This is a genomic window from Streptomyces sp. AHU1, from assembly GCF_045343905.1.
GTDB classification, from domain to species: domain Bacteria; phylum Actinomycetota; class Actinomycetes; order Streptomycetales; family Streptomycetaceae; genus Streptomyces; species Streptomyces triticiradicis.
In genome coordinates this window covers 8618454-8642173 of record NZ_CP174283.1, presented here as the reverse complement: position 1 = coordinate 8642173, position 23720 = coordinate 8618454, and the positions used below count along the sequence as shown (strand labels likewise).

The window sequence follows — 23720 nt, the reverse complement described above, 5'->3', positions numbered from 1 at the left end:
CTCCGATGTTCCTCCCCCCGGTCCCCGTCCGCGACTCGCCCCCTTCCGCCCGGCCACGCGTCCTCAGGATCCCGTCCCGCCCGTCGGCCGGATCTCGGTGGACGCCGTCGCGGTGGCACGCTCCAGCCTGCGGACGAGTCGCAGGACGACGGCGATCGACAGCGCGGCGGCGCAGACGTGCAGGCCCTCCCCGACCATCATCTGCCGCAGGGCATGGCGGGCCTGGCTCGCGGTGGCCGCTTCCCTCAGATCGTCGACGGCATCGCCGTACCCGTTGGCCGCGAACAGGACGGACAGCCACCACGCGGTCAGCAGGGGGTGTCCGCGACGGCGCCGCGGTTCCGGCCCGCCGGCGGCCCACAGGTCGTTGACGAACATCTTGGGCACGAAGAGCTGCGCCACCGGGACCACCCAGCCGAAGACCAGCCACGCCCTGCGCCTGCGCTGTCCCTGGCGCCAGAGCGCGTCCGCGACATCACGCATGCCGGAGAGCCAGACGCTGAACTGGAGCAGGTCCGCGACCAGCAGCCCCGTCCGCCAGCCCTGCAGGTTCCTGAAGTACGTGTCGGCCCCGACCAGCGGGTTGTCCACGTACGGCCCCGGGGGCACCGGTCCCGCCAGCAGCCGGTACTTGTGCCAGGCCACCAGCCCGACCGCGGCGCTCACCAGCGCGAACGCGGCGAGCACGGCGCCCGCGAACCGGGCCCGCCCACGCGGCGACCTGACCGCTTCGGACACTTCGCACTCCCTGGAAGCCGCCCGTCCGGACTTCCCGCAGGTCGGCAGCGGATCCTGACCACCTGTGGAACCGGCTACGACAGCGGCCCGGCGGCCCCGCGTCCGCCGACCGCCCCGCGCACCGACTACAACCATGGGCGAACTTCGGGTGTCTTCTGGGTGAGGGGAAAGGGGCGTCGCCCTCACCGCACCGCCCTCACCGCGCCGCCCTCATGCGCCTCGGCCGGACAGGACGCCGCAGGCGATCCCGGAAACCAAGGAGGTTCGCCCCCCGTGCGTCCCATCAACAGCGCGGCCCTGACGGCCGCAGCACTGCTCGCCCTCGGTGGCGGCACGATGATCGCGGCCCCCGCGGCACATGCCGTGGTGCCCTTCCCGTCCATCGGCTGGCAGCAGCACAACTGCGACTTCGACGGCAACGGGTTCGACGACGTGCTGACCGGTGCCCCGGGCGCCACGGTGGGCGGCGCCAAGGCCGCCGGCTACGTCTCCGTGCAGTACAGCTCGTCGGGCGGTCTCAGCACCACCAGGAAGAGCGTCCTCGACCAGAACACCTCGGGCGTTCCGGGCGCCGCCGAGGCCGGTGACGGCTTCGGCGGCGCCGTGGCCTCCGGCGACCTGGACAACGACGGTTACGACGACGCGATCGTCGGCATCCCCGGCGAAGACCTGGCCGGACTGTCCGACACGGGCGGTGCCGTCGTCTTCTGGGGTTCGCCGAGCGGGCTGCACGGGTCCGACAGCACCTGGCTGGAGGACGCGGGCCGGCTGCGGGCCGGGGCGAACTTCGGTCTGGCCCTCGAGGCGGCCCGGTACTTCGCCCCGGACCCGGCGCGCCCGGACGCCGACCCGCGCGACAGCATCGCCGTCCTGGAGAACGACACGCTGCTGTTCTTCACCTCCGCGCCGACGACGACGGCGGCGGCCCGGCGGATGAAGGCGGTGGACACGGGAGTCCGGGCCCGGGACGTGAGCCCGCTGGAGACCGGCTTCGCCTTCCGGAGCCTCAGCCACGGCAACTACAACGAGGACAGCTGGGCCGACCTGGCGGTCTCCGGTGTGACCACCGGCGACCAGCCCGGCGTCGGTGCCACCCGGGTGCTGCACGGCGCGCCCGACGTCGAGGCCCTGGGCGACGGCGGCACGTTCAAGGGCGGTCCCTCGGTCGTCTCCGGCGACTTCAGCCACGACGGCCAGGACGACCTGGCCATCGGTGACACGGGCGTCGGCTCGCCCCTCGGCGGATCCGTCTCCGTCTACCTGGGCCGGGGCGATCTCTCCGGCCTCGACCCGACCCCGGCGCAGACGTGGACGCAGGACTCCCCCGGTGTCCCCGGCACGGCCGAGGCCGGCGACCGATGGGGTGCCGAACTGTCCGCCGGTGACACCGACGGCGACGGCCGGCCGGACCTCGCCGTCGGGGCGCCCGGGGAGGACGTGGGTTCCGTGCGCGACGCGGGCGCGGTCTGGACGCTGCGCGGCACACGGGGCGGGCTGACGGCGACCGGGGCGCGCAGTTTCGACCAGAACTCCCCCGGTGTTCCCGGTGCGGCGGAGGCCTCGGACCACTGGGGCGGCCAACTGCGGCTGATCGACGCCGACAACGACGGCCGTTTCGGTCTGCTGGCGGCGGCACCGGGTGAGAACACCGGCGACGGCATCGTATGGGTCATTCCCGCGTCGTCGTCGGGACTCGTCGCCAGGGGTTCGTGGACCTACGACGGGGCGCGCCTCGGGGCACCGGTGGCCGACGCGCGGTTCGGCGCGGCGATCGACGAATAGCGGAAACCCCCGAAGGGCCCGGTGAGCCGGGAGGGCTTCGGCCACGGGATCGCGAAGTCACGAGGACGGGATGCCGCCCTCGTGACCCGCGCCCCGCGGTGCCGCGGCGGAACGACCGGCTAGCCGATGCGAACCCCCGTGCCGCTCACACGGACACGGGGGTCACCCGCGCGCAGTGTCACCGTCAGCTCGCCGGGGCGGCCCATGTCCTCGCCCTGGTGCAGCGTGAGGACGGCGTCCCCGGGGACGAGACCGAGCTCGCGGGCGTACGCGCCGAACGCCGCGGCCGCGGCACCGGTCGCCGGGTCCTCGACGACACCGCCCACGGGGAACGGATCACGGACGTGGAAGACGGTGGCCGCCTCCCGCCAGACCAGCTGAACCGTGGTCAGGTCCAAGCGGTGCATCAGGGCTTCGAGGCGTGCGAAGTCGTACGCCAGATCAGCGAGTCGAGCGCGCGTCGCCGCCGCGAGGACGAGATGGCGGGCACCGGCGAACGCGATGCGGGGCGGGAAGGCCGGATCGAGATCGGCGGCCGGCCAGTCGAGCGCCGCGAGGGCTTCGCCGAGGTCGGCGTCGGCGATCTCCTCGATGCGCGGCTCGACACTGGTCAGCGTGGCCCGGACCGTCCCGTCCTCCTGGACCACCTCCACCGGTACGACGCCGGCGCGCGTCGTGAACACCAGCTTCCCGGGGCCCGTCCGCTCGGCGAGCGCGACGGCGGTCGCGACGGTGGCGTGCCCGCAGAACGGCACTTCGGCCTTCGGGCTGAAGTAGCGGATGCCGTAAGCCCGTTCGCCGGAGTCACCAGGATCGCTCGGGAGCGTGGTCAGGAACGCGGACTCCGAGTATCCGAGGTCGGCGGCGATGGCCAGCATGTCGTCGTCGTCCAGACCGGTGGCGTCCAGAACGACACCGGCGGGGTTCCCGCCCTCGGGGTCACCGGAGAAGGCGGTGTATCGCAGCACCTCGGGCCCCAGCTCATTCGTTGTCATGATCGCGAAACATGGAAGCACCCGATGCTATTCCGGAGTGCCGCGCCCCGCCGTCCGGGTGAGCCGTGTCTCACCCGGACGGCGGAGCTTGTCTATGCAACGAGTTGCATAGAAAGCTGTGCGGTATGGCGCTCGAACACGCGATCCTCGTCTCCCTGCTGGAAAAGCCGGGGTCCGGCTATGAGCTGGCCCGGCGGTTCGAGCGGTCCATCGGCTACTTCTGGACCGCCACGCACCAGCAGATCTACCGCGTCCTCAAGCGCATGGAGAGCGAGGGCGTCCTCGCCGTCCGCGAGGTGCCGCAGCAGGGCCGGCCGGACAAGAAGGAGTACTCCGTCGCCGACCCCGGCCGCGCCGCCCTCTCCCGGTGGCTGCACGAGCCGATCGAACCGGAGAGCCTCCGTCACGATCTCGCGGTGAAGATCCGCGGCGCCGCCTTCGACGACCCGGCGGCACTCGTCGACGAGGTCGAACGACACCACCAGGTCCACAGCGACCGGCTCGCGCGCTATCTCGCGGGAGAGCTGCGCGACTTCACCGGCCCCGACGCCCCCGCGCCGCTCGACCCCGGCCAGGAACTGCAGCACGTCGTGCTGCGCGGCGGCATCGCGTACGAGCGGATGACGATCGCCTGGCTCGACGACGTCCTCACCACCCTCCGCGCCCTGGGCGCGACCACCGGCACCAGGGGCGGCCCGCAGGGCGGCCGCCCGGGACCGTCGGCCTGAGCCCCACCTCTCTTTCCCTCCGTGCCAGTACGGCAGTACCCGAAACCCTCACCCCCCGGAAGGCGGACCTTCGTGACCACTCCCTCGCTGTTCAATCCGCACACCTACGACCCGGCGCACTTCGACCCCGAGACCCGCAGGCTGCTGCGCGCCACCGTCGACTGGTTCGAGGAGCGCGGCAAGCGCCGGATCATCGAGGACTACCGCACCCGCGCCTGGCTCGGCGACTTCCTCGCGTTCGCCGCCAAGGAGCGCCTGTTCGCCACCTTCCTCACCCCGGCCTCCGCCGCCACGGGCGAGGACCAGCGCTGGGACACCGCCCGGATCGCCGCCCTGAACGAGATCCTCGGGTTCTACGGTCTCGACTACTGGTACGCCTGGCAGGTGACCATCCTCGGTCTCGGCCCGGTCTGGCAGAGCGAGAACGCCGCCGCCCGCACGCGTGCCGCGGACCTCCTGGACCAGGGCGAGGTCTTCGCCTTCGGCCTGTCCGAGAAGGCCCACGGCGCCGACATCTACTCCACCGACATGCTGCTGGAGCCCACCGAGGACGGCGGCTTCCGGGCCACCGGCTCCAAGTACTACATCGGCAACGGCAACGCCGCCGGCCTCGTCTCCGTGTTCGGCCGCCGCACCGACGTCGACGGCCCGGACGGGTACGTCTTCTTCGCCGCCGACAGCCGCCACCCGGCGTACCACCTGGTGAAGAACGTCGTCGACTCCTCCAAGTTCGTCAGCGAGTTCCGGCTGGAGGACTATCCCGTAGCCCCCGAGGACGTCCTGCACACCGGCCGCGCCGCCTTCGACGCCGCCCTCAACACGGTCAACGTCGGCAAGTTCAACCTCTGCACGGCCTCGATCGGCATCTGCGAGCACGCGATGTACGAGGCCGTCACGCACGCGAGCAACCGCATCCTCTACGGCCGTCCCGTCACTGCCTTCCCGCACGTGCGCCGGGAGCTGGCCGAGGCGTACGTCCGCCTCGTCGGCATGAAGCTGTTCAGCGACCGCGCCGTCGACTACTTCCGTTCGGCCGGTCCCGAGGACCGCCGCTACCTCCTCTTCAACCCGATGACGAAGATGAAGGTGACCACGGAGGGCGAGAAGGTCATCGACCTGATGTGGGACGTCATCGCCGCCAAGGGCTTCGAGAAGGACAACTACTTCTCCCAGGCCGCGATCGAGATCCGGGGCCTGCCCAAGCTCGAGGGCACGGTCCACGTCAACCTCGCGCTGATCCTCAAGTTCATGCGCAACCACCTGCTGGACCCGATCGACGCGCCCGCCGTGCCGACCCGTCTCGACGCGGCCGACGACGACTTCCTCTTCCGGCAGGGACCGGCCCGGGGCCTGGGCTCCGTGCGCTTCCACGACTGGCGCGCCGCCTACGACGCGTACGCCGAGGTGCCGAACGTCGCCCGGTTCCGGGAGCAGGCCGACGCGCTGTGCGCGTTCGTCACCACCATGGCCCCCGACGAGACGCAGAGCCGCGACCTCGACTTCCTGCTGTCCGTGGGGCAGTTGTTCGCGCTGGTGGTGCACGGACAGCTGATCCTGGAGCAGGCGCGCCTGACGGACCTGGACGAGCCGGTGCTGGACGAGCTCTTCTCCGTGCTGGTCCGTGACTTCTCCGGACACTGCGTCGAGTTGCACGGCAAGGACTCCGCCACCGCGGAGCAGCAGGGCTGGGCGCTCGGCGCGATCCGGCGCCCCGCCGTGGACGAGGCGCGTTCGGCGCGGGTCTGGGAGCTCGTCGAGTCGCTGTCCGGGGCGTACGAGATGTCGCTGTAGCGGCACCGGGGACACGAAGGGGGTGTGCAACAGACGGCATGCAGGCGTCTGTTGCACACCCCTTTCAGGAACGGTCGGCGCCCGGGATCACGGTGGCGACGCGTGCCCCGGTACCGCACGGGGAAGCTCACCACGCCCGCTGACGCGCCCCCGTGGCGGCTCGCGGCGCCCTCTTCCGGACTTCAGGTGGTGGGCCAGGTGCGCGGCAGGGCCGCGATCTTTCCGACGGTGCAGGCGGGGTCGAGGAGCAGGTCCATCAGGCGGCGTGCGCCCCTTCCGGCGGGAGCCGAACGTCCGGCACGCCCTGGGCGTCACAGGTGTGGCGCCGGATCCGGCACCGTTCGACCGTCTTTCCACGGGGGCATCGTGCGATCCTGCAAATTACTCGTCGTCCTCGGCCTTTTCGCCGCCGCAGCCGTCGGATGCGGCGACCAGAGCGCACCCGGCGATGAGCACGTCCGCGACGACGACACCGCCGAGCGCGCCCGCCGCGTCGCCGCCGCCTGGGAGCCTTCCGAGGCGGCGCGCGTGTGGCGGCAGGCCTACTACTCGCTCGACGACGCCGTTCAGCTGCCCGACGGCGCCTTTCACGACGACGCCGACAAACGCGCGTACGCCACCCAGAACTTCGACCTGCGTACCTCCCTCCCCGACACTCCGAAGAAGCCGGGGAAGATCCGGTGGAGCGACGGCGACGCCCTCTCCTTCCCCCTCGTCTCGGCACGAGCGGCCTACGACAAGCTGGACCGCGGCGAGAACCCCGGCCCGGCACTCACCGTGACCGGTGTCCGGCTCGGCGACATGACGCTACTGACCAGCAAGGGAAAAGCGACCGTGCCCGCCTGGCTCTTCGCGGTCAAGGGCTACGACACCCCGCTCAAACGCGTCGCGGTCACCCCCTCGGAACTGCCCCCCCTCCCCGATCGGGGCCGTACAGCAGGAGACGGACGAACTGATGCCGCTCGACGGACTGGGCACCATCGCGCGGGACGGCAGGACGCTCACTGTGCGCGCCAAGCACGGAGCGTGCGACGACGGCCCGGCCGTCGACGTGCTCGAGACCGAGGGCAGCGTGGTGTTCTCGGCGTCGATCCGTGGCACCTCCGACGGGCCGTGCACATCCGAATCGCGCGTCGAGAAGGTGACGGTGAAGCTGCGCCGCCCGGTCGGTGAGCGCATCCTCCTCGACGCGTTCACCGGCAGGCCCGTACCCTACGGGGAGCCCTACTCGGCCTCGCCCAGCTGGCGTTGACCCGCCAGAGCCACGGCAAAGAGCGCGCCCGGCTCCGGAACGGCCGCGTATACGGCACTCGCTCGAAGCACGGGATACGAGTACGGGGCCGCCCCCGGTGAGGGCGGCCCCGTACCGATCGGTGCTGTCCGGCACCTACTCGACGTTGATCCTGAAGGTGCTGGTCGTGTTGCGGATGTCCTGGGCGTTGCCGCTCATCCGCAGGTTGCGGAAGGTGGCTTCACCGACGGCGGGTCCCTGACCGGGTTCCGGCAGCTCGTTGGCCCAGATGCCGAATCCGGACTTGGCGTCGAAAGCGTCCCCGCTCTTCTTGGAATTGGTGATGGAGATGTCGGTGAAGATCGTGTCCTTCACCGGGAACTGGGGTTGTCCGCCGACGTAGTTGGTCTGGAACATGACGCCCCCGTAGGTGGAGTCGTCGATGTCGACGTCGTTCACGCGGATGCCCTGGAACACCTTGGAGGCGGAGAAGGCCCAGATGGCGGGGAAGACCTGTGAGCCCCAGAAGTGGCCGCCCGTCCTGTCCAGGGACACGTTCTCGATCGTCGTGGGCCCGGTGCCGAAGCCGTTCATCGGATAGCCGAAGTCCAGCGAGGAGATGGTGATGCCGGAGTAGACCAGGGTGTCGGCGACGCGGATGTTGCGGAAGGTGTTGTCGTAGCCGCCGTAGACGGCGATGCCGGCCGCGCGCCAGGTCAGGGTCGATGTCAGGTTCTCGTAGAGGTTGTTCTTCTCGTCGGCGCCGCCGGCGTCGATCGCCGAGAAGAGCGCGAAGCTGTCGTCGCCCGTGGCACGGGCGTCGTTGTTGGTGACGTGGTTGTCCGTGGAGCCGTTCGTCATGTTGACGCCGTCGGCGAAGGTGTCACGGATGCGGGTGTTCTTGATGGTCATGCCGTCGGTGTTGGCGCCCCAGTAGAGGCACACCATGTGTTCGGCCCAGACGTCGTCGATGGTGATGCCGGAGACGTTGGAGAAGTCGAACACCTTGCCCGGACCGTCGATCCGGGACGTGTAGTTGCCGAAGTAGGCGAACCCGGCGAACGTCGAGCCGTTGGCCGTGGCGTCGGCCCGGAAGCCCACGTCGGTGTTCTCCTGCGAGGACGGGGCGTGGAAGCGGGTGAACCACGGCCCGGCTCCGACGACCTTGACCGCCTTCCCGTAGACCTGGAACTTGCTGGACGTCTCGTAGTCGCCCGCGGGCAGGTAGACGCCGACGAGCTTGCCGGTGGTGTCCATGCGGACCTTGTCGAGGGCGTTCTGCACGTCCTGGTGGGTGAATCCGGCCGGAACGGCGTAGGCGGCCGGGTCCGGGTTCGGGTTCGCCGTCGCCTGCTCGGTGTTGACGAAGTCGATGGCGTAGGTGGAGGAGTTGGCCGCGTCCTTCTGGAGCCGGATCCTCGATCCCGCCTGGACGGTCCTGCCGAGCTGCAGGTTGGCCTCGTCGTAGATGTGCCGGGGCGCTCCGGAGCCGGGCGAGTTGCCGGGCGCGGTCTCGTTGCCGTAGAGCCAGGCGTACTTGGAGGTGAGGTCGATCGTCTTGAGGAACTGGCCGTCCACGTAGACGTTCAGTGTCGTGTCGGTGCCGTCGGGGATCGAGAAGCGGGTCACCAGGGTGTTGGTGGCCGCGCGGGTGGTCCATTCGACGTACTGGCCGGTCCCGTTGAGGGTCACGGCCTTGCGGCCGCTCGCCTCGCCGGCGACGTCGCCGATGGTCCGGTTGGGGCCGACGACCTTGGCGCCGCCGCCGAGGGTGCCGTCCTCGGCCTCGTACATGTCGTACGGCATGTCGGCGCCGCGGCCGACGAACAGGGCTTGCGTGGTGGTGTTGTTGGCCCGCTTGACCGGCAGTTCGTTGGTGTCGTCGGCGATGACCGTCTTGACGGTGTACTTGCCGTTGACGGCCGTCCACGAGCCCAGGGAGACCGGGGCCGTGGTCTGGCCGGCGGCGATGGCGCCGTTGTAGGTGCCGGTGAGCGTCTTGACGGTGGCGCCCTTGGAGTCCTGGATCGTGAGGGTGACGCCGTGGCCGCCGGAGGCGGAGGCCACCGTGCCCTGGTTCTTGATCGCGACGGTGAACTTGACCTCGTCGCCCGCCGAGGCGCTGGAGGGGCTCCAGGAGACGGGTGCGGCCAGGAGGTCGGAGCTGGAGACGGGCTTGACGACGAGGGCGTCGGAGCGGGCGAAGGTGTTGTTCCCCTCGTTCTGCTCGATGACCTTGTTCGACGGGTCGACCTGGGCGCCGACCGGGTAACTGCCCGCGTCCCGGGCCCCGATGCTCGCGGTGACGGTCTTCGTCTCACCGGCCGCGAGTGCGGGGACGTCGGCCGTGGCGGCCTTCGTGCCGCCGAGGGTGAAGTCGAGGTCCGTGGCCTTGGACGCCTTGGTCCCGCTGTTGGTGACGGTCGCCGTCAGGCTGACGGCGTCCGACTCGACCGGGGCCGCGGGGGTGTTGGTGATGCCGGTGACCTTGAGGTCGGGGTTGGCCGCCGGGGTGCCGATCACCTGGAACTCGGCGGCCTGCCCGCCCGGGGCACCGGAGTTGGACGTGAACTTGAGCTGGATGTCGGCGGCGGATCCGGAGACCGGGATGGTCACGGTGTTGCCGGTGGAGGGATTGAACGCGTAGTCCTTCGCCGCGACGAGGCTGGTGAAGGCCGTCGCGTCCTGGTCGCGGCCGAGCACCTGGATGTTCTGGGTGCGGGTCGACCAGGCCGCGTCCGGGTTGAGCTTGACGACGACCTGGCTGAGATCGGCGTTGGCGCCCAGCCTGGTGGTGAGGGTGGCCGGGTAGGCGCCGCCCCCGCTCTCCCAGTAGGTGCCGATCTGGCCGTCGTTGGCGTTGGCGGCGACGTAGGTGAAGGTGGAGGAGGACGCCTCGATGGGTTTGCCCTCGGCGAGGTTGGATCCGGAACCGGTGGAGCCGGTCCTGGTGACGCTGTTGCTCGCCGCCGACACGTTCCCCGCGGCGTCCTTCGCCTTCACGTAGTAGGTGACGGTGGCCGTCGCCGCCGGGGTGTCGGTGTACGTCGTGACGTCGCCCGCGACGGACTTGACGAGCCGGCCGTCGGCGTAGACGTCGTAGCCGGTCACCTTGACGTTGTCGCTGGACGCCTGCCAGGTGAGCTTCACGTCACCGCCGGACTGCGTGTAGGCGAGGTTGCCGGGAGCCGTCGGGGCCTGGGTGTCGCCGCCCGTTCCCTGGCGGGTGACGCTGTTGCTGTCGGAGGAGACGTTGCCCGCGGCGTCCCTGGCCCGGACGAAGTACGTGACGTCGGTGCCGGCCGGCTGGGTGTCGGTGTACGTCAGGACGTTCCCGGCGACGCTCGCCCGCAGTTGGCCGTTCGCGTAGACGTCGTACCCGGTGACGGCCGTGTCGTCGCTCGCCGCGTTCCAGGTCAGCTTGATCTGCCCGGTGGCCGGTTCGGTGAACGCCAGGTTCGACGGCGCGGTCGGCGCCTGGGTGTCGCCGGTGGCCGGCCCGTAGACCTCCAGCTCGGACGCCTGCCCGGCGGGCCAGCCGGTGTTGGCGGTGAACAGCGCCCGCACGTACCGGGTCGTGGTGGTGTCGAGGGCGATGGTCGCCGACTGGTCGTTGCCGCTGTCGAAGGTGTACGCCTTCGAGGCCGTCAGGTCCGTGAAGTTCTGGTTGTCGGTCGAGCCCTGGATCTTCAGCGTCTGGCTCCGGCCCGGCCATCCGGCGGGCAGCCGCAGCGTCACCTGGTTCACCTTGACCGAGGATCCGAGGTCGACCTGGAGCCACTGCGGGAACGCGTTGTTCTTGCTCTCCCAGTAGGTGGCCCGGTTGCCGTCACCGGCGTTGGCCGCGCCGTACACGTCGGCGTGCCCGCTCTCGGTGAAGGGCTTGCCCTGGGCGAGGTTGGGGGTCTGGGCGGCGGACGTGAGGACCTGCATCTCGGCCAACTGGGCGGTGGGGGCGGCCGAGTTGCCACTGAAGTCCGCTCGTACGTACCGGGCGAGGGTGGCGGGGAAGGAGACCTTCACCGTGTTGCCGTTGCCGGGGCCGAAGACGTACTGCGCCGACGACTTGAGCGTGGCGAAGCTCTTTCCGTCGGCGCTGCCCTGGAGGGCCAGCGTCTGCTTGCGGGTCCGCCAGTGTTCGGGCAGCCGCAGGACGACCTCACGGACACGCCGGGTCCGCCCGAGGTCGGTCTGCACCCACTGGGCCGACTTCTTTCCGGCCTGCCAGTAGGTGTCGGCGTCGCCGTCGGTGACATTGGCGGCCGTGTGTGCGCCGTGGGCGCTGCCTGCCTTGGTGGCGGCGTCCGCGGCGGCGTCGGGGCCGCCGGCCGCGTGGGCACCGACGGCGGGCAGGCCCAGAACCATGACGATGGAGGCGAGCGCGGCGGTCGCCGCGCGGCTTCTCCAGGATCTCGGCTTGTGTGGAGTCATGCGGGGTTCACTCCCTGCGGAGGTTCGCGCGCCGGAGGGGCGGCGGGGTCGGCTCGTTCCTGGGCAGAGCGGTGGCGCGGTACGACAGAACGGCAAGAGCTGTCCGCGCGGGGACGTAAGATTCCCGACGGGGAGTTATACGCAGCTTCTTGCGTTGTTTCATCGCAATATTGCAGAGGGATGCGAGCACGTCTACGGTCAGGACGCCACAAGTTTCACCATCAACACCCGCGCCTCAACGCCGACGGCATGAAACGCACGGTCAGCGGACCGACGGCGGGGCCAACGCGCGAGGCCCACGGAGGCAGGGGAAAACAGAGGGGCGCTCTTGAACCACCACCCCTCCGGGGCCAATCCCCTTGCACCATTTGACGAAAGACTCTCGCCGCCCATCGGGAGAGGGGTTTCCCCCGCGCAGGTACCGCCCCGCCCCGACACCCGCGCGCACCGTTCGAGGTCTTATGCAGCGCACTACGCAAGCGAGCGCAAGAAGCGCAATATTTTGCGTTGCGATCCATCACCGCGAAGGCCGATCACGCCCCGGACCACGCGTCACACCGCCGAGGACCTGGCCCGTCGGGGACCCGGCCTGCCGGGAACCTGGCCTGCCGGGACGGGGCATCGCTCGTCTACTCTGACGATCATGTCCGAAGAACACCCCGATCCGGATCTCGCGTTCGCCCTCCAGGTCACCGGCTTCGAGCTGGCCACCGAGCCACCAGCTCCGGGCACTCCCCTCGCGCGCATCCTCGCCTTCGCGGCCGAGCACGGGTACGAGAGCCTGACCGACGAGCACTTCGACCTGGCCCGACTCGGCCTGCTGTGAGGACGAGCGGTCCGGGCGCGGGTGCCGGGTAAATCGGTCGCGGCCGATGATCCGCCCCCGCAGACTGTGGTCCGTGGAGCGCTTGGTGGAGATCGCGGACCGGCTGGTCGAGGTCGACGGTGTCGTCGGCGTGTGTCTGGGAGGCAGCCGCGCCAGGGGCACGCACAGCCCCGATTCCGACTACGACCTGGGCCTGTACTACCGGCCACCGCTGGACACCGCCGCTCTGCGCCTGCTGGCGGCCGAGCTGACCGGCGGGCCGGTGGACGTCACCGAACCGGGCGGCTGGGGGCCATGGGTGGACGGCGGCGGCTGGCTGACCGTCGACGGCCACCGGGTCGACTGGATCTACCGCGACATGGACCGGGTGCACCACGTCTGGCGGCAGTGCCGGGCCGGACGGTTCGAGATCGGCGCCCAGCCCGGCCACCCCCTGGGTGTGTACTCCCACTCCTATGCCGGTGAGGTGGCCCTGGGGCGCGTCCTCGCCGACCCCGGTGGCGAGCTGCGAACCCTGCGGGAACGGACACGCCTCTATCCCGAGCCCCTGCGCGAAGCGCTCGTCGAGAACGCGCGGTGGGAAGCACCGTTCGTCCTGGCCTGCGCCCGCAAGGGAGCGGCCCGCGGCGACACCTTCTACGTCTCCGGCTGCCTCTTCCGCGCGGTCGGGCTGCTCGTGCACGCGCTCCACGCCCGTGCCGGGCACTGGGTGCTCAACGAGAAGGACGCGGTGCGGGCCGCGGGCGAACTCCCCGGCGCTCCCGCGGACTTCGCCGGACGGGCCCACGCGCTGCTCTCCGCGCTCGGCACCACCCCGAAGACGCTCGCCGCCGCGCTCGACGCCGCCGAAGGACTGGTCACCGAGGTGTGCGAGGAGCTCGCCGGATGACCGATACCTCGACAGGCGAAGGACGGAAGTACGCGCTGCCCCCGGACCACGACTGGCGGAGCGCCTGCCCGGCGACGACCGCGAGGTCGTGCTGTTCGACCTGCTTCCGGAGATCCTCGGGGAACGGGGCGTGAGCGTCGTCCTCCGGCGATGTCCGTTCCGTACCGTGCCCGCGGCCGCGTGGGTCAGTTCACGAAGACCAGCCTCTCCGCCTCCACGACGATCTTTTCCGGATCGGGTGCGTTCATGAGGGTGTCCGTGTAACGGTCCGCCTCCGGGTCGGCGGCCCGGTGGGCGCGCGCGACGGCGTCCTCGACGTCGTAGCGGGTGGTCCTGAGCCGGACGTCGGGGCCCAGCAGCGCCCAGTACGCGGTGCCCGGTTCGCCGGTGTGGTACGGCAGCCCGACGCTGCCCGGGTTCACGCTGCGCAGGCCCGCCACGGCGCGGTCGAACTGGAGGTGCGCGTGTCCGGTGACCAGGACCGCCGCGTCGACGGCCGCGGACAGTTGCGCGAACCGCTCGGGCGGTGTCCCCGGCGTGACCAGTTCGTGGTCGCTGCGCGGGGAGCCGTGGCAGAAGTGCGCCGGTCCGAGTCCGTCGACCTCGACGACGACCCCGAAGGGGAGACGGCCGAGGAAGGCGATCGCCTCGGGCGAGTGCCGTGCGGCGATCCACGCCTGCCGCGGGGTGTCGGCGGTCCGCGCCGCCGTGCCGATCCGTGCCGCGTAGCGGTCCGCGTTGCCGCGTACGCACAGGGCGCGCTCACCCAGCGCGACGATCCGTTCGTACGTCTCCTGGGGCTGTGGCCCCCAGGTCAGATCGCCGCACAGGACGACGAGGTCGGCCGCGGCGACGTCCGGTTCGGCGAGCACCGCGTCGAGGGCGGGGAGGTTGGCGTGCACGTCGGAGAGTACGGCGACCCGGGCGACGGGACCGTACCGGCGGGGCGGCCCCTCCCAGGCCGCGGGGCCGTGCAGTTCGACGTCGGTGTCGGCCATCGGTGCCTCCCTCCTGGCGGCCGGAACCTCCTCGGCCGGGTGGGGCCGGTGCGTTCGGCGGTCCACCGCGGCGGCGGCCGGGGGCCGAGGGTCCGGCAAGCCTGGAAGAGTACCGGTACGGCGTGCCAAGTCAACCGTGTACAAGGCGAGTTGCCTCATCGCCGTGGGCCGTTCCCGGGCCGATGCCCCCGTACCGGTCCTGGAGGCCGCGATGCGCGCGGACGGCTCCTTGGCATGCGCCGGGCGGGATGGTTGCTTAGCGTGACCTCATGACCACTGTCCAAGCCCCGCCCGCCCCCGACCAACGGCGGTGGAAGGCGCTCGCCGTCTGTCTGACGGCGGGCTTCATCTCTCTGCTCGACACCTCGATCGTGAACGTGGCACTGCCCTCGATGGAACACGGGCTGGCGGCCTCCGAGGCCGCCCAGTCCTGGGTGGTCTCCGGGTACGCCCTGACCTTCGGGCTGGTGCTCGTCCCGGCGGGCCGGCTGGGCGACATGCGCGGGCGGCGCCAGTCCTTCCTGATGGGGCTGGCGCTGTTCACCCTGTCCTCGGGGGCGTGCGGTCTCGCGCCCAGCGCCTCCTGGCTGGTGCTGTTCCGGCTGATCCAGGGCGCGGCGGCGGGCATGGTCGCCCCGCAGACCTCGGGGCTGATCCAGCAGATGTTCCAGGGAGCCGAACGGGCCAAGGCGTTCGGTCTGCTGGGCAGTGTCATCGGGATCTCGACGGCGGCCGGCCCCCTGGTGGGTGGTGTGCTGATCGACGCCGTGGGCACCGACGACGGCTGGCGCTGGGTGTTCTTCGTCAACCTGCCCATCGGGGTGGCCGCGTTCGCCGCGGGACTGCGGCTGCTACCGCGCTTCCCGTCGACGGGCAGGCGGGAGGAGTTCGACCCGTTCGGCGTGCTGCTCCTCGGCGCCGCCGTGCTCGCGCTCATGCTGCCACTGGTTCAGGAACAGCAGTGGAGCGGGCGGCTGAAGTGGGCCCTGCTGCCGGTGGGCGCACTGCTGCTGATCGCGTTCTGGGTGTGGGAGCGGCGCCAGAAACTGCGCGGGCGGGCCCCGCTGGTCGATCTGGACCTGTTCTCCCTGCGCTCCTTCACGCTCGGCTCCCTGATCAGCCTGACCTACTTCGCGGGCTTCACGACGGTCTTCTTCGTCTACTCCCTGTTCCTGCAGAACACGGCGGGATACAGCGCGCTGGCGGCCGGCGTCTCGGTGCTGCCCTTCGCCGCCGCGTCCGCGGTCGGCGCCGCCGTCGGGGGCAAGCTGGTGATGCGCCACGGACGCAGGCTGGTCGTCTTCGGCCTCCTCCTGGTGGTGGCGGGGCTGCTCGGGGTGGTCGTGGCGGTGCAGCTGGTGCCCCTGGAGAGCGTCGGTTGGGCCACGGCCCTGCCCATGGTCGTCGGCGGGCTCGGCTCGGGCCTCACGGTCTCCCCCAACACGACGCTCACCCTCACCCGCGTCCCCGTGAACCGTGCCGGTGCGGCCGGCGGAGTGCTGCAGACGGGGCAGCGCATCGGTTCGGCGGCCGGGATCGCCGTGGTGGGCGCGGTGTACTTCGCCCACCAGGCCGACCACGGCCGCTCCGTCACGGCGATCCAGCTCGGGCTGCTCACCGCCGTCGGGATGAGCGTGATCGCGCTGCTGCTGGCCGTCGCCGACCTGCGCGTACGCCAGGCCCACCCCGAGCCGGAACGGGCCTCGGCGCCGGTCCGACGGGGCTTCGAGGACGGCGACGCGGAGGAGGCGGTCCGGCGCGGCGGCTGAACGGGAGCGTGGTCCACGCGCGCCGGATCGAGGCCGCGTACGGGTGTCGCTTCACAGCTCCCCGACGGTCTCCCGGCTCGCGCCCCTCCTGCTCATCAGCCACGCCCCGAGTGCCGCCAGCAGCGCGGCGGCCAGTGCGTACACCGGCAGCCAGAGCGTCGTCGTGGACGCCAGGCAGTCGTTCACGGCGAGCTCGCTCCGGTCGCTTCGGGCGTACGCCAGCGCGGCACCGTCCTGACCGGCCAGGCCGCCCAGAACGGCCTGTGCGTGGAGCGCCGCGTAGCTGCCCAGGTGGGCGCACTTGGTGCGGGTGCCCGGCATCGGGAAGAACCACTCCCAGCGCTGCATGGCGGGCGCCACCGCCATGGCCACGCACAGACCGATGACCAATGAGTAGGCCGTCAGAGCGCGCACGTACACGGATCTCTCACCCGCGCGGGGAACCGGTGGCCGGACGAAGGCGAGGATCAGCGCGAGCAGGGTGAGGCCGAGGTAGGTGGAGAACCACTGCCACGAACCGGAGGCGAGCGCGAAGGCGAGGACGCCGACGAGGGCGGTGCTCAGCATCTCGGTCCGGCTTTCGGCTCTCAGTTCCGCACCGACGGTCGCCGATCCCGGGGAGCCTGGGCGGCTGTGGTCGTCCATGCTCTCTCCTGTTCCTGCCCGACGTCGGGCCGGGCCCACCAGTCTCCGGCCGCCGGTCCGTCCGGGCCCTCGCACCATGCCGTTCCGGACGCCGCCTCGCCCGGTTGGCGGGCGAGGCGGCGGGATCAGGCCCGAGCGCGCGACGTCCGACGCGTATCGTCGGCGCATGGACACCGCCTCGCCCCGCGTCCTCGTCATCGGGCTCGATCCGTACCGGGTGCCCGGGCCGTGGGATCCCGGGCCGGTGGCCGAGGCGATCGAGGCGGGACTGGCCGAGTTCGCCGCACACGGCGTGGGCGTGGAGACCTGCCTCATCGGCCTCGACGGAAGCGACGACGTGGAGACGGTCGTCGGGAACGCGCTGCGAGCCCATCCGTGGGAGTGCGTCACCATCGGCGGTGGTCTGCGGCACTCGGACGATCAGATCGGGCTCCTCGAGCAAGTGGTCGATCTCGTCCGGCGGAACGCACCCGACGCGGCCATCGCGTTCAACAGCACCCCGGCCACGACCTACGAGGCCGCCGCCCGCTGGATCGGGTGACGACAGGGGCCCCGACGCGGGCGGTGCCGACGGCGACAGGCCGCTCCGGGGGAAGGACCACGCTCCGCGGGTGGAGTACCACTAGGCTGCCGGACGGTACCGGCCTCAACCCAGGAGTGGATGTCATGGTCGCCCCCGTCGGGAAGCACCCGTACCCCGATGCGTTCCGTCCGGACCGGACTCCCGCGCCGCACGCGCTGCTCGCGCCGGTGACCGGACTGCTCGGCACCTGGGTCGGACGGGGCCGCGGAGGCTATCCGACGCTCGACGAGGAGTTCGTCTACGCGCAGGAGGTCACGTTCAGCCACGACGGCCGTCCCTTCCTCCACTACGAGGCCCGTGCCTGGCTGCTGGACGCGGACGGCGCTCCGCTGCGCCCGTCGGCCCGTGAGAGCGGCTGGTGGCGGATGCAGGCCGACGGGCGCGTGGAGGCGCTGATCACCCAGCCGACCGGCATCGCGGAGATCCTGGTCGGCCGGGCGGCCGACGGCGCGGTGGATCTGGCCACCGGGCAGGTGGCGCTCGCCCCCACGGCCAAGGAGGTCACCGCCACCCGCCGCCGGTACGCCCTGACGGACGCCGGCACGCTCGACTTCCTCCATGACCTGGCGGCGGTCGGACACCCCCTGCAGCACCACCTCTCCGCGCGGCTTCGACGCGCCGACGAAGGCTGAGGCCCGCGGCCGGAGACCGACGCGGCAGCGGCCCGTACGCCGTGCGGTCGCTTCCGTACCCTGGATGCATGCGCATGCGCCCCACCCTGAGCTGGATCCCCTCCGGGGACCTGCCGCCGGGCACCACGGATCTCGAACCGGTCGCCGCCGCGCTGAGCACCGGCGGTGTGCTGGTGCTCAGCGGAGCGGGCATCTCCACGGAGTCGGGCATCCCCGACTACCGGGGCGAGGGCGGGAGCCTGCGCCGGCACACCCCGATGACCTACCAGGACTTCACCGCGACCGCTCAGGCCCGGCGGCGGTACTGGGCGCGCAGCCACCTGGGCTGGCGAACCTTCGGCCGTGCCCGCCCCAACGACGGGCACCGGGCCGTGGCCGCGTTCGGGCGGCACGGCCTGCTCTCGGGGGTGATCACGCAGAACGTCGACGGCCTGCACCAGGCCGTCGGCAGTCAGGACGTGGTGGAACTCCACGGAAGCCTGGAGCGGGTCGTCTGTCTCTCCTGCGGCGCCCTCACCCCGCGCCGCGAGATCGCCCGGCAGCTGGAGGAGGCCAATCCGGGCTTCGCGCCGGTGGCCGCCGCCGTCAACCCGGACGGTGACGCCGACCTCACCGATGAGCAGGTCGGGGACTTCCACGTGGTCCCGTGCACGGTCTGCGGCGGCGTCCTCAAGCCGGACGTGGTCTTCTTCGGCGAGTCCGTTCCGCCGTCGCGGGTCGAGCACTGCCGCCGGCTGGTGCGTGGGGCGACCTCGCTGCTGGTCCTGGGATCCTCCCTGACGGTGATGTCCGGACTGCGCTTCGTCCGTCAGGCGGCCGATGCCGGGAAGCCGGTGCTGATCGTCAACCGGGACGCGACCCGGGGCGACCGGCACGCGCTCACCCGGGTCTCGCTCCCCCTGGGCACGGCCCTCACCACCGTGGCCACCAGGCTCGGTGTCCCCCTGGACGAGGCCGCCTGAGCCCGCACCCGGTCCGGCTCCGTCCCCGCGGCCGCGCGGCCGACCCGGTCCGCGTCTCCGGGTGGCGCCGCTCAGCGACCGGGCCGGAAGCGGCCGGCCCGGCGACGGAGCGAGCGACGCAGGCGGGACCGGGCCGATCCCGACCGGAGGGCAGCGGTCTTCAGGAGCGTGGCGGCCCGGCGCGGCCGATCGAGTCGCCCGCGCAGGTGAACAGCCGGATACTGGCTTCATGGCCCAGAAGACCGCAAAGGATCACGGGCCGTCCACCGTGACGGTCAAGGGGCGGGACTACCGGCTGCGCAGCATCGGCTTCTTCGTGCTGGCGGCCCTGGCGATCTGGTTCATCGCCGCCAACACCAGTTCCGTGACCATCCGGCTCTGGATCCCCCAGGTCACCCTCCCCCTGTGGATCGTCCTGACCGTCACCCTCCTCGTCGGCGTCCTGCTGGGACTGCTGATCGCCTACCGCCGGGCCCGCCGTTAGCCCGTACGCCGGGCTCCGGGTCCGCCCCGGACAGCGAAGAACCCTGTCCCGCACAGTGCGGGACAGGGTTCCGAACGGAGCGCCGGGCAGGCCTTGCACCTGCATTTCCCCGCAGGAAGCGGGGCGTCTTTCCTTGGACCACCAACGCATGGTCGACCGGAGCGACTTCCTCCGACCGGCTCAAGATCGATACTAGCAGGCGCGCCGAGCCGCGGGGACGGCCTGACCTGCGAAATACAGATGACCGGCGAGGCCGGCGCTGATTACCATCGGGCGCCGCAGTCCTGCTCCGCCTTCCCTGATCGGTCATTTTCGTGAAGTCCTTGGTCCCCCCTGTGCTGCGGGACGAGCCGCAGTTCGCCCGTCTGTTCATCGGGCAGTCCCTGTCGGTGGTGGGCGACCGCGTGTCGTTCGTCGCCGTGCCCTTCGCCGTGCTCTCGGTGGGCGGGTCCGCCTCCGACGTGGGGCTGCTCGCGGCCGCGGGACTCGTGCCCATGCTGCTGTTCGCCCTGGTGGGCGGGGTGTGGGCGGACCGTTTCCCACGGCACCGGATCATGCTGGTGTCGGACCTGGTGCGGTTCGCCGTGCAAGGGCTCGCCGCGGCGCTGCTGCTGACCGGCGTCGCCGAGGTCCGCCATCTCGTGCTGCTGATGATCGTGTTCGGCACGGCCGACGCGTTCTTCATGCCCGCGGCCACGGGGCTGATGCCCCTGCTCGTCGGGGCCGACCGACTGCGGGAGGCGAACGCCCTGCGCGGGTTCGTCCAGTCGGCCGGTCTGGTGGTCGGCCCGGCCCTGGCCGGGGGGCTGGTGGCGCTGGCCGGGCCCGGCGGCGCACTGGCGGTGGACGCGCTGACCTTCGCGGTCAGCGCCGCGTTCCTGGCCCGGCTGACACCTCGCGACACGGCACCCGGGACGCCTCCGTCCGCCCCGGGAGGAGGGTTCCTCGGGGAACTGCGCGCCGGCTGGACGCAGGTGCGCAGCCGGACGTGGGTGTGGTCCGGCATGGCGGCCATCTCCGTCTACCACGTCGTCGTGCTGCCGTCGGTGTTCGTGCTGGGGCCCGTCCTGGCCGAGGACGAGTGGGGCGGCGCGGCCGGCTGGGCCGTCGTGACCGCGGGCTTCGGCATCGGCTCGATCGTGGGAGACGTCTGCGCCTACCGGATCGAGGTCAGGCACCCGATGGCCCTGGCCGCCGCGGCGCTCGCCGTGGGCTCCTGCCAGGCGGTCGTCATCGGCTCCGGCGCGACACTCGCCGTGATCACCGCCCTCGAAGCGGTCACCGGCGTCGCCGTCTCGCTCTTCTTCGTCATCTGGGAGACCGCGCTGCAGACGCACATCCCCGAAGCCGCCCTGTCCCGCGTGAGTTCCTACGACTACCTGCTGTCGACGGGACTCATGCCGCTGGGCCTCGCGCTCGCCGGTCCGGTGTCCGACTCCCTCGGCGTGCGGCCCACGTTGTACGGGATGACGCTCGTCGCGGTCCCCGCCGCGCTCGCGCTTCTCTGCGTCCCGGCCGTACGGCGCCTTCCCGCACACGCTCCGGACACGGCTGGCGGTGGTGACGGCGTCCGCACCGCCACCGAGGCCGGCGTTCCGTGAAACGGGTGAGCGACGACCGGGCGGCGGCCGGGCCCCGCGCATACGGCCGTACGCCCCTTGCCCCGTTCGGGGATGAAGGCCGTTAGCCCGTCCGCCTCCCGTGGCGGTCCGGCCGCCGCTTCCGCGACCTGCGCAAACGCCCCGTACCCGGACGGTCGTCGCGTCCGCCCGGGTGACGCCCGTACCCCCGCCTCCTGTTGCGGAGCTGACGGAGCGTCGGTTTTCTCGTCGGTGGAGACCACAGGAGCGCCGAGCGGACAAGCCGGCCACTGCTTTGTCGGAGGATTCCCTTGCGAAACACACACGTTGGCGTCGGTGTCGGACTGCTCCTCGGAGTCATGGCTCTGCAGAGCCCGGCCGCCGTGGCCGCCGACGACACACAGCTGCGCATCAACCCGGGCAACGCCCAGCCTGGCTCCGTCGTCACGGTCACCACCACGGCCTGCGGTCCGGACGTGACGTACGGCAAGGGCGAGTCGACGGTGGGGGGCCAGTTCCACATGTTCGGGGGTGACCGCAAGGGCGTCCTCACGGGTGAGTTCCAGATCCCGACGGAAGGCGCGTCCGGCACCGACACCATCACCGTGAAGTGCCCGCCGCGGATCAAGCTCACGGACACCTACGAGATCGCGGAGCGGCAGCCGAACGGCGCCATCCACGCCGGCTTCGGGGACGCCGGGAACACCGACACCCAGGTCGCCGTGGGCGGTGCGCTGATCACCGCGGCCGCGGCCGGGGCCCTGCTCAGGATGCGCCGCCGCTCGTACGGCGCCCGCTCCTGACCCTCCGCTCCGGCCACCTCGGCACGGCGTCCGCTCCCAGGACCACGGGATCGGATGCCGTCCGGCTCCCTCCAGGCAAGAGGCTCGACGTTGAAGGAATCAAGGCACAAGGCCGGTACGCCTCCGCGCACGTTCGTCCCGCCGGTCGCGTACCTGGTCCTGGCACTGGCGGCGGGCGTCTTGCTGGTGCTGGGCACCCTGGTCGACAGACGGCCCCCGCAGCCCTCGGCCGACCAGGCCTTCTCCACTCCGCCGGCGGGCCGCGCCGCCCCGCCGGCCCATCCCGCCCATCCGCCGCTGCCCCCCGCCGAGCCCGTCCGGCTCCGTATCCCCGCGATCGGTGTGGACGCGGCCCTGGTACGGCTGGGCCTCGACAGGGCGGGGGCCCTGCGGCCCCCGCCCGAGGGCGACCCCGGTCTCGCCGGCTGGTACGGCGGGGGCACGACACCCGGTTCGCGGGGCACGGCCGTGACCACGGGGCACGTGGACACGCGCGACGGACGTCGCGGTGTCTTCTACCGGCTCGGCGCCGTCACCAAGGGCGAGAGGATCGAGGTCGGCCGGGTGGACGGTCGTACCGCCGTCTTCACCGTCGACGCCGTGGAGGTCTACGACAAGGCCGGCTTCCCCAGCGAGAAGGTCTACGGCGCCTCCGGGCGGCCCGAACTGCGCGTGATCACCTGCGGCGGCCGGGCCGGGGGCGACGGATACCGCGGCAACGTGGTGGTGTACGCGACCCTCACCGCCGTACGAGGGCCAGGGGGCCACGCCGTGCAGCGGTAGCGTGCCGTTTGGCCAGTCCGGCCGTCGCCGCGGCGGCGACGCCGACGGCGAGCACGGAGGCGACCGCGGCCGGGTGCCGGGCCAGCGCCGCCTCCAGGGACCGGCGGTGGGAGATGTCGTCGAAGACGCCGTGGGCGCCGTGGTCCGTGCCCCGGGTTCCGTCGGCGGGCTCGAAGAGGTTGCTCTCGCCGCTCGGGGGGAGCCGGTCGGTCTGCTGGGACCTGAAGCCCGTGCGGGCCAGGTAGCGGTCGAGCAGGGCCGGGGCCATGCGGTTGGCCCATACGGTCGCGAGGGTGGTGGCGCCGACGTAGTACTGCTTGCGGTGCGGGTGGTCGGCGGCGTGCGCGATGCCGCGGGCGGCCACCTCCGGCTGGTAGATCGGCGGGACCGGCTGGGGGTGCCTGGGCAGGCGGGAGGAGACCCAGGAGAACTGCGGGGTGTTGACGGCGGGCAGCTGCGCGATCGTGACGTGCACGTTGCTGCCTCGGTGCCGCAGCTCGGTGCGCAGCGAGGAGGTGAACCCGTTGATGGCGTGCTTGGCCCCGCAGTAGACGGACTGCAGGGGTACCGACCGCTCGCCCAGTGCGGAACCCACCTGCACGATCGTGCCGCGGTCGAGGGGCAGCATCCGCTTCAGCGCGGCCCGGGTGCCGTTGACGAAGCCCAGGTACGTCACCTCGGTGGCCCGCCGGTACTCCTCGGGGGTGATCTCCTCGAACGGCGCGAACACGGTGCTGAACGCGCAGTTGATCCAGACGTCGAGGGGGCCGAACAGCTCCGTGGCCGCCGTGGCCGCCGCGTCCACCTGTTCCGGGTCGGCCATGTCGGCGACCTGGACCAGGGGACGTCCGCCCAGGGCGGCGACCTCCTCGGCGGCCGACTCCAGCCCGGCCCGGCCACGGGCGATCAGGACGACGTCGGCGCCGCGCCCGGCGTACAGGCGTGCCGTGGCGCGGCCGATGCCGGCGCTGGCGCCGGTGATGACGACGGTCTGGGTCATGTGTCAACTCCTTGTCCGGTGACGGTTGTCGTGGCGGGCGGTGGCGGCGGGCGCGTCGGTGGGAACGGTG

21 protein-coding genes are annotated in these 23720 nt (G+C 71.7%); 14 read left to right on the top strand and 7 right to left on the bottom strand.

Annotated features, from left to right (window positions below; genetic code table 11):
* Positions 1 to 63: 63 nt before the first annotated feature.
* Positions 64 to 738 (bottom strand): DUF4328 domain-containing protein, encoded by a 675-nt coding sequence (locus ACICHK_RS38185; RefSeq protein WP_406840551.1) that lies wholly within the window; start codon positions 736 to 738, stop codon positions 64 to 66.
* Positions 739 to 1011: 273 nt separating this feature from the next.
* Here ACICHK_RS38185 and ACICHK_RS38180 point away from each other — a divergent pair, with 273 nt between their 5' ends.
* The gene (locus ACICHK_RS38180; RefSeq protein ID WP_406840550.1) at positions 1012 to 2520 is read left to right on the top strand and encodes an FG-GAP repeat protein; all 1509 of its coding nucleotides are present in this window, start codon (positions 1012 to 1014) and stop codon (positions 2518 to 2520) included.
* 119 nt (positions 2521 to 2639) lie between these two features.
* On the opposite strand, the gene ACICHK_RS38175 is transcribed toward ACICHK_RS38180, so the two are convergent.
* Positions 2640 to 3515 carry a PhzF family phenazine biosynthesis protein gene (locus tag ACICHK_RS38175; RefSeq protein WP_406840549.1) on the bottom strand — a complete coding sequence of 292 codons (876 nt, stop codon included), beginning with the start codon at positions 3513 to 3515 and terminating at the stop codon, positions 2640 to 2642.
* 125 nt (positions 3516 to 3640) lie between these two features.
* Here ACICHK_RS38175 and ACICHK_RS38170 point away from each other — a divergent pair, with 125 nt between their 5' ends.
* Positions 3641 to 4243 carry a PadR family transcriptional regulator gene (locus ACICHK_RS38170; protein WP_151469554.1) on the top strand — a complete coding sequence of 201 codons (603 nt, stop codon included), beginning with the start codon at positions 3641 to 3643 and terminating at the stop codon, positions 4241 to 4243.
* A 72-nt stretch (positions 4244 to 4315) separates the two neighbouring features.
* A complete protein-coding gene (locus ACICHK_RS38165) occupies positions 4316 to 6034 on the top strand; it encodes an acyl-CoA dehydrogenase family protein (protein ID WP_406840548.1) in 1719 nt (572 codons plus the stop codon).
* 381 nt (positions 6035 to 6415) lie between these two features.
* On the opposite strand, the gene ACICHK_RS38160 is transcribed toward ACICHK_RS38165, so the two are convergent.
* The gene (locus ACICHK_RS38160; RefSeq protein ID WP_406840547.1) at positions 6416 to 6625 is read right to left on the bottom strand and encodes a hypothetical protein; all 210 of its coding nucleotides are present in this window, start codon (positions 6623 to 6625) and stop codon (positions 6416 to 6418) included.
* 364 nt (positions 6626 to 6989) lie between these two features.
* Here ACICHK_RS38160 and ACICHK_RS38155 point away from each other — a divergent pair, with 364 nt between their 5' ends.
* Entirely contained in the window at positions 6990 to 7286 is a 297-nt protein-coding gene (locus ACICHK_RS38155) for a hypothetical protein (RefSeq protein ID WP_406840546.1), read from the top strand.
* Between the two features lie 135 nt (positions 7287 to 7421).
* Here ACICHK_RS38155 and ACICHK_RS38150 read toward each other — a convergent pair whose 3' ends face one another.
* The gene (locus ACICHK_RS38150; protein ID WP_406840545.1) at positions 7422 to 11696 is read right to left on the bottom strand and encodes a discoidin domain-containing protein; all 4275 of its coding nucleotides are present in this window, start codon (positions 11694 to 11696) and stop codon (positions 7422 to 7424) included.
* 643 nt (positions 11697 to 12339) lie between these two features.
* On the opposite strand from ACICHK_RS38150, the gene ACICHK_RS38145 reads away from it, so the two are divergent.
* Both ACICHK_RS38145 and ACICHK_RS38140 read left to right on the top strand, forming a co-directional pair.
* The gene (locus tag ACICHK_RS38145; RefSeq protein ID WP_103548802.1) at positions 12340 to 12522 is read left to right on the top strand and encodes a hypothetical protein; all 183 of its coding nucleotides are present in this window, start codon (positions 12340 to 12342) and stop codon (positions 12520 to 12522) included.
* Positions 12523 to 12568: 46 nt separating this feature from the next.
* The gene (locus ACICHK_RS38140; protein ID WP_406840544.1) at positions 12569 to 13411 is read left to right on the top strand and encodes a nucleotidyltransferase domain-containing protein; all 843 of its coding nucleotides are present in this window, start codon (positions 12569 to 12571) and stop codon (positions 13409 to 13411) included.
* 185 nt (positions 13412 to 13596) lie between these two features.
* Here the strand turns inward: ACICHK_RS38140 and ACICHK_RS38135 are convergent, their stop codons facing one another.
* Positions 13597 to 14409 (bottom strand): metallophosphoesterase family protein, encoded by an 813-nt coding sequence (locus ACICHK_RS38135; protein ID WP_406840543.1) that lies wholly within the window; start codon positions 14407 to 14409, stop codon positions 13597 to 13599.
* A 269-nt stretch (positions 14410 to 14678) separates the two neighbouring features.
* On the opposite strand from ACICHK_RS38135, the gene ACICHK_RS38130 reads away from it, so the two are divergent.
* On the top strand, positions 14679 to 16178 hold the full coding sequence (locus tag ACICHK_RS38130) for an MFS transporter (protein ID WP_406840542.1): 1500 nt from the start codon (positions 14679 to 14681) through the stop codon (positions 16176 to 16178).
* A 51-nt stretch (positions 16179 to 16229) separates the two neighbouring features.
* Here ACICHK_RS38130 and ACICHK_RS38125 read toward each other — a convergent pair whose 3' ends face one another.
* On the bottom strand, positions 16230 to 16823 hold the full coding sequence (locus ACICHK_RS38125) for a hypothetical protein (protein WP_406840541.1): 594 nt from the start codon (positions 16821 to 16823) through the stop codon (positions 16230 to 16232).
* 166 nt (positions 16824 to 16989) lie between these two features.
* Between ACICHK_RS38125 and ACICHK_RS38120 the strand changes: the two genes are divergently transcribed.
* The 7 genes from ACICHK_RS38120 to ACICHK_RS38090 all read left to right on the top strand — a co-directional run bounded on the left by ACICHK_RS38120 (position 16990) and on the right by ACICHK_RS38090 (position 22650).
* A complete protein-coding gene (locus ACICHK_RS38120; RefSeq protein WP_406840540.1) occupies positions 16990 to 17364 on the top strand; it encodes a hypothetical protein in 375 nt (124 codons plus the stop codon).
* Positions 17365 to 17489: 125 nt separating this feature from the next.
* Complete coding sequence (locus tag ACICHK_RS38115; protein ID WP_406840539.1) at positions 17490 to 18038, top strand: FABP family protein; 549 nt, start codon at positions 17490 to 17492, stop codon at positions 18036 to 18038.
* Between the two features lie 68 nt (positions 18039 to 18106).
* Complete coding sequence (locus tag ACICHK_RS38110; protein ID WP_406840538.1) at positions 18107 to 19000, top strand: NAD-dependent protein deacetylase; 894 nt, start codon at positions 18107 to 18109, stop codon at positions 18998 to 19000.
* A 229-nt stretch (positions 19001 to 19229) separates the two neighbouring features.
* Entirely contained in the window at positions 19230 to 19484 is a 255-nt protein-coding gene (locus tag ACICHK_RS38105; RefSeq protein ID WP_225860519.1) for a lipopolysaccharide assembly protein LapA domain-containing protein, read from the top strand.
* Positions 19485 to 19798: 314 nt separating this feature from the next.
* Complete coding sequence (locus tag ACICHK_RS38100; protein WP_406840537.1) at positions 19799 to 21085, top strand: MFS transporter; 1287 nt, start codon at positions 19799 to 19801, stop codon at positions 21083 to 21085.
* A gap of 338 nt (positions 21086 to 21423) precedes the next feature.
* On the top strand, positions 21424 to 21867 hold the full coding sequence (locus tag ACICHK_RS38095; protein ID WP_406840536.1) for a sortase: 444 nt from the start codon (positions 21424 to 21426) through the stop codon (positions 21865 to 21867).
* A 153-nt stretch (positions 21868 to 22020) separates the two neighbouring features.
* On the top strand, positions 22021 to 22650 hold the full coding sequence (locus ACICHK_RS38090; RefSeq protein ID WP_406841438.1) for a class F sortase: 630 nt from the start codon (positions 22021 to 22023) through the stop codon (positions 22648 to 22650).
* Here ACICHK_RS38090 and ACICHK_RS38085 read toward each other — a convergent pair.
* Positions 22607 to 23650, bottom strand: coding sequence for an SDR family oxidoreductase (locus tag ACICHK_RS38085; RefSeq protein ID WP_406840535.1), 1044 nt, complete (start codon positions 23648 to 23650; stop codon positions 22607 to 22609). The two genes, ACICHK_RS38090 and ACICHK_RS38085, sit on opposite strands and share 44 nt — an antisense overlap.
* Positions 23651 to 23720: the final 70 nt, after the last annotated feature.